The organism is Corynebacterium sp., from assembly GCF_030535495.1.
Classification (GTDB): Bacteria; Actinomycetota; Actinomycetes; order Mycobacteriales; family Mycobacteriaceae; genus Corynebacterium.
On sequence record NZ_JAUNRW010000150.1, the window covers coordinates 1 to 3,957 of the forward strand.

At 65.2% G+C, this 3,957-nt stretch carries 5 protein-coding genes; 2 read left to right on the plus strand and 3 right to left on the minus strand.

What is annotated here, in order from left to right; genetic code table 11:
- Window positions 1–51 precede the first annotated feature (51 nt).
- Window positions 52–354 carry a hypothetical protein gene (locus Q4F73_RS11835; RefSeq protein WP_303359544.1) on the minus strand — a complete coding sequence of 101 codons (303 nt, stop codon included), beginning with the start codon at window positions 352–354 and terminating at the stop codon, window positions 52–54.
- A 141-nt stretch (window positions 355–495) separates the two neighbouring features.
- Entirely contained in the window at window positions 496–1,056 is a 561-nt protein-coding gene (locus Q4F73_RS11840; protein ID WP_303359545.1) for a hypothetical protein, read from the minus strand.
- 242 nt (window positions 1,057–1,298) lie between these two features.
- Between Q4F73_RS11840 and Q4F73_RS11845 the strand changes: the two genes are divergently transcribed.
- Window positions 1,299–1,559 (plus strand): hypothetical protein, encoded by a 261-nt coding sequence (locus Q4F73_RS11845; RefSeq protein WP_303359546.1) that lies wholly within the window; start codon window positions 1,299–1,301, stop codon window positions 1,557–1,559.
- Window positions 1,560–1,854: 295 nt separating this feature from the next.
- On the plus strand, window positions 1,855–2,901 hold the full coding sequence (locus Q4F73_RS11850) for a YhcG family protein (RefSeq protein ID WP_303359547.1): 1,047 nt from the start codon (window positions 1,855–1,857) through the stop codon (window positions 2,899–2,901).
- Between the two features lie 617 nt (window positions 2,902–3,518).
- On the opposite strand, the gene Q4F73_RS11855 is transcribed toward Q4F73_RS11850, so the two are convergent.
- Window positions 3,519–3,957, minus strand: a 439-nt coding sequence (locus tag Q4F73_RS11855) for a cell wall metabolism sensor histidine kinase WalK (protein WP_303359548.1), incomplete at its 5' end; no start/stop codon positions are given.

Genomic DNA, 3,957 nt, shown 5'->3' on the forward strand with positions numbered 1-3,957 from the left:
GAACCTCAGGCCGCCTAATTCAGCAAGACCCTCCGGCGGATCCAGGGTGGTTCACTGGCGGCGCAACTGCCAGTAACGCGGAATCGCCCACCGCAACGGCGTCTTGTCGATCACCACCAGCGCCAGACGCGACCGGTAATGCACGTCATTGCGGACCGCGAACGACCAGTGCCCGACAAACCACGCCACCATCCCCAACGCCATCACCGTCGGCGCCCAGGAGCTCGACTGCACCACCCCACAGAAGCCGATCACGGCGCAGATGCCTCCGATGCCGCGTGCCAGCGGCGGCACCAAAAGCGAGGCCACCGCGACCACCACCACGGCCTGTACCGCGGTCTGTAGATCCCACATGACACCCCTCCCGTGTTGGCGTTCGTCCCGTTACGGCCCGACCGCACCTGACGGAAGTCCGGGCCGCTTGTTCATTGCCTGTCCTGCTTTGTCAGTGTGCTCGCCCGGTCCGACACGACAAGACCATCACGGTGCGGATCGCTACTTGTCCTCGTCGGCCTGCCCGGAGGAACGAAACGCGTCCAACAGTTCACGCAAGGTGTCCGAGGTGGCCTCGGCCCGCACCCGGGCACGGTCGGCCTCCTCGGCCTGGACGCGCGCCTGCTCTGCCTGACGCTGCGTCTCATCGAGCTGCTGGCGAACCTGGGCCAGCTCGGCCCGCAACTGCTCCGCGTCCCGGACCGCCTCCTCCCTGGCCGCGTCGGCGTCTGCTTGCTGCGCCGTGGCGGATTCCGCCGCAGCGAGGGCATCGGCCTCGCCGGCACGGGCAGCATCGAGCGCCACCGCAGTGGCCTCGTCTGCCTGCTCGGCGGCGCGCTTCCACGCCGCCGCCCACACCGAGGCCACCATCGCCGACATCGGCTCAGACAAGTCCGGGGCCTCGGGAACCTCGCCTGCTGCGCCCGTGGCGTGCTCGCGCATCCACGCCGCTACCTCGCCGATCCGCACCCCCGCCTGTTTCTGCACCGCCCGCACGGTGACCTTGTCCCCCCGCGCGACGATCACCCCATAGGCGTGAGCGATCTTCTCCGACGACGACATGACAACCCCTTCAGCTTCAGCACCCGGTAACAGGTAACCGGGAACGTGTTTTGTTGCCTGCGTTACCGACACTAGTTCACGCCCGCGCCCATGTCGAGGATCGAGCGCTGACCGCTGCTAAGGCGCCAGGCGTCCGGCGTCGAGCAAATCGGCGGCGGCATGAGCCGGGTGGACAATTCCACGTACCAACGACTGAAACGGAGAAGATTGTGGATCCAACAATGCTCGCGCTCACGCTTAGCGTGAGCGCGTACGGTGCGATCGCGGTGACCGTGATGGTCGCAGTACTCGCCGCTCGCGGACACCACATTGGCCGGCCGGGGCAGTTCGTCGGCATCGCGTCCGGCGTGACAGGCCTGGGACTGCCCGCAGTCGCCGTACTGGCCTCGTCGGCGATCCTGCCCATGGTGGCCGGAGGTGCCATCGGTGCCGGTCTCATCGGCGCCGGCCTCGGGGTGGCCCTGAGTGAGACGGTGAAGGCCCTTCCAGCCGGCGGAGGCTGAAAAGGGGTGGCCCGGTCACTGCGCCCGGGCCACCCCCTTTCAACGTCAACGCGAACCGAGACCGCCAAATCATGGGGGCAATCGACCGAGGCGTAACCGCCGCCACTCTCGGGCAGCGGTGCGAGATCACACCAACACGGGTCCGAGAGATCTACCTCAACAACACGTGAAGCCTCCATCGCCGTGTCTCGTTTGACGAGCGCCCAACAGGACGCCAATTGCGAGCCAGGTGAGGCTGCAGTGTATTGCCGTCCGGCGTGCAGGTTCGCAGGGGCGAACCTGTCAGGATGGACGGGTGAACACCCGGGACCTGGACCTGCCAACCAACTACGGGCGCCTTATCGAGGACCTGAAGAACAGGGTCAAAAGCGCACGGATCACGGCGCAGCGAAGGGTCAACACCCAACTGATCGAGTTGTACTGGTCCATCGGACAGGCAGTGCGCGAGGAAAGTACCCGACACGGGTGGGGCAGCGGTGTAATTCGCAGGCTCGCCGAAGATCTTCGGGCCGAGTTCCCCCAGATGAAGGGCTTTTCCGCCCGGAACCTGCAGTACATGGCGACCTTCGCCGGCGCCTGGACCGCTGGACCAATCGCGCAACAGCCTGTTGCGTACTTGCCCTGGGGGCACGTGACTGTCCTGCTGGACAAGCTCAGCGCTCAGGAAGACCGGGACAAGTATGCGGCCGCGGCCGTCGAGCACGGCTGGTCGCGCAACGTGCTCACCAACATGATCGCCAGCAGCGCCCTCGAACGCACAGGTGCGGCACCGTCCAACTTCGCGCAACAGCTTGTTGCGCAAGATTCCGAGCTCGCCCAGCAGATCGCCAAGGACCCGCTGATTCTTGATTTCCTGGATCTGTCCGGCGAGGTCGCCGAACGTGAACTCGAGGAGTCCCTGACCGACCGAATCGTCGATACGCTGCGCGAGCTCGGCCCGGGATTCGCTTTCGTGGGAAGACAAGTGCACTTCGACGTCGGGGGCGAGGACTTCTACGCTGACCTACTGTTCTTCCACGTCGAGCAATTGCGGTACGTCGTCATTGAGCTCAAGACCGGCAAGTTCAAGCCAGAACACGCCGGGCAGCTGCAGTTCTACGTCGCCCTGGTCGAGGATCGCCTGCGCCGCGCCTCGCATGCCCCGACTGTCGGGATCCTGGTCTGCGGCAGCCGCAATGATCGTGTCGTCCGCTACGCACTGAACCAAGCCGGCGCACCCCTGGCCGTCTCAACCTTCAGCTATGAGGCCCTACCCGCCGCAGAGCAAGAGGCACTACCCAGCGAAGACGACCTCACCGCAGCCCTGGCCCAAATCACCGAGAACGACCAAGACCACTCGTAAACAACGTTGGAGCACACCGTGGCCCCAAAACAGGGCCCGACCAGCCATGATGTTAACGCCGATAATTTATCTTATGACAAGCTGAAGTCTGCGCATTGCATCAGATGAATCATTCGTCGACCATGAGCGGCCCCCTCGTGCGCAGCTCCAGGCCAGCCCCCTACCTGCGGAATCGACCCGTCCCGGGCGACGTCACCGCACAGACTCGGCACGGAATCCCCGCCTATAGGCCACCGAGACAGGAAACTCAACACGTCGTTGACCTGCAGGCACCATCGCTTCGTCTCATCCGATGCATCATTGAGTCAGCAGACGCAACGGACTTCCGAGGGCTTGCGATGCCTGGACGGCCGCCTCTGCGAGTGCTTCGGCCCGCGAGCAGGTGCGCAACACGATGCTCGACATCCGGCGAAACCAGCCGGTGGACGCGCATACGCCCGGACCTGATTCGCAGACTTTCCGCTAGACGCCCGGGGGCGTCGTCCGGTCAACTTCAGCGGCCAGGCATTCGCTGCCGTTATCCACTGATTCTGTAACAGCGAAAAGTGAGATTCACTGTCAGTGCGGGTGCAGGGTGGGGCGACCCGTCAGGTTGAACCTCCGGTGTTGTGCGCGCTTCATCCGGCGGGTAGGTCGACGGTGAATTGGGCGCCGTGGCCCGGGCCGTGACTGGTGGCACGGATGCGTCCTCCGTGTGCTTCGACGAGTGTTCGGGTGATCGCGAGACCGATTCCGCTGCCGCCGGCGGTTCGGCCTCGGGCGGGGTCGGCGCGGTAGAAGCGGTCGAAGAGGTGGTCGAGGTGCTCGGCGGCAATTCCGTCTCCGGTGTCGGAGACGGTGATGGCGACGGTTCCCGGGCCCGGGCGGTGACTGCTGAGGGTGACGGTCCCGCCGGGTGGGGTGTGGCGCAGGGCGTTGTCGAGGAGATTGGCCAGTGCCTGTCCGATGCGGTCGGCATCGACGGTGACTGCGACCGGGTCAACCTCCCGCAGATAAAGGTTCACCCCTTTGTCGAGGTAGCGTTCGCGTGCTGCCTCGGCGGCAGTGGCTATGAGG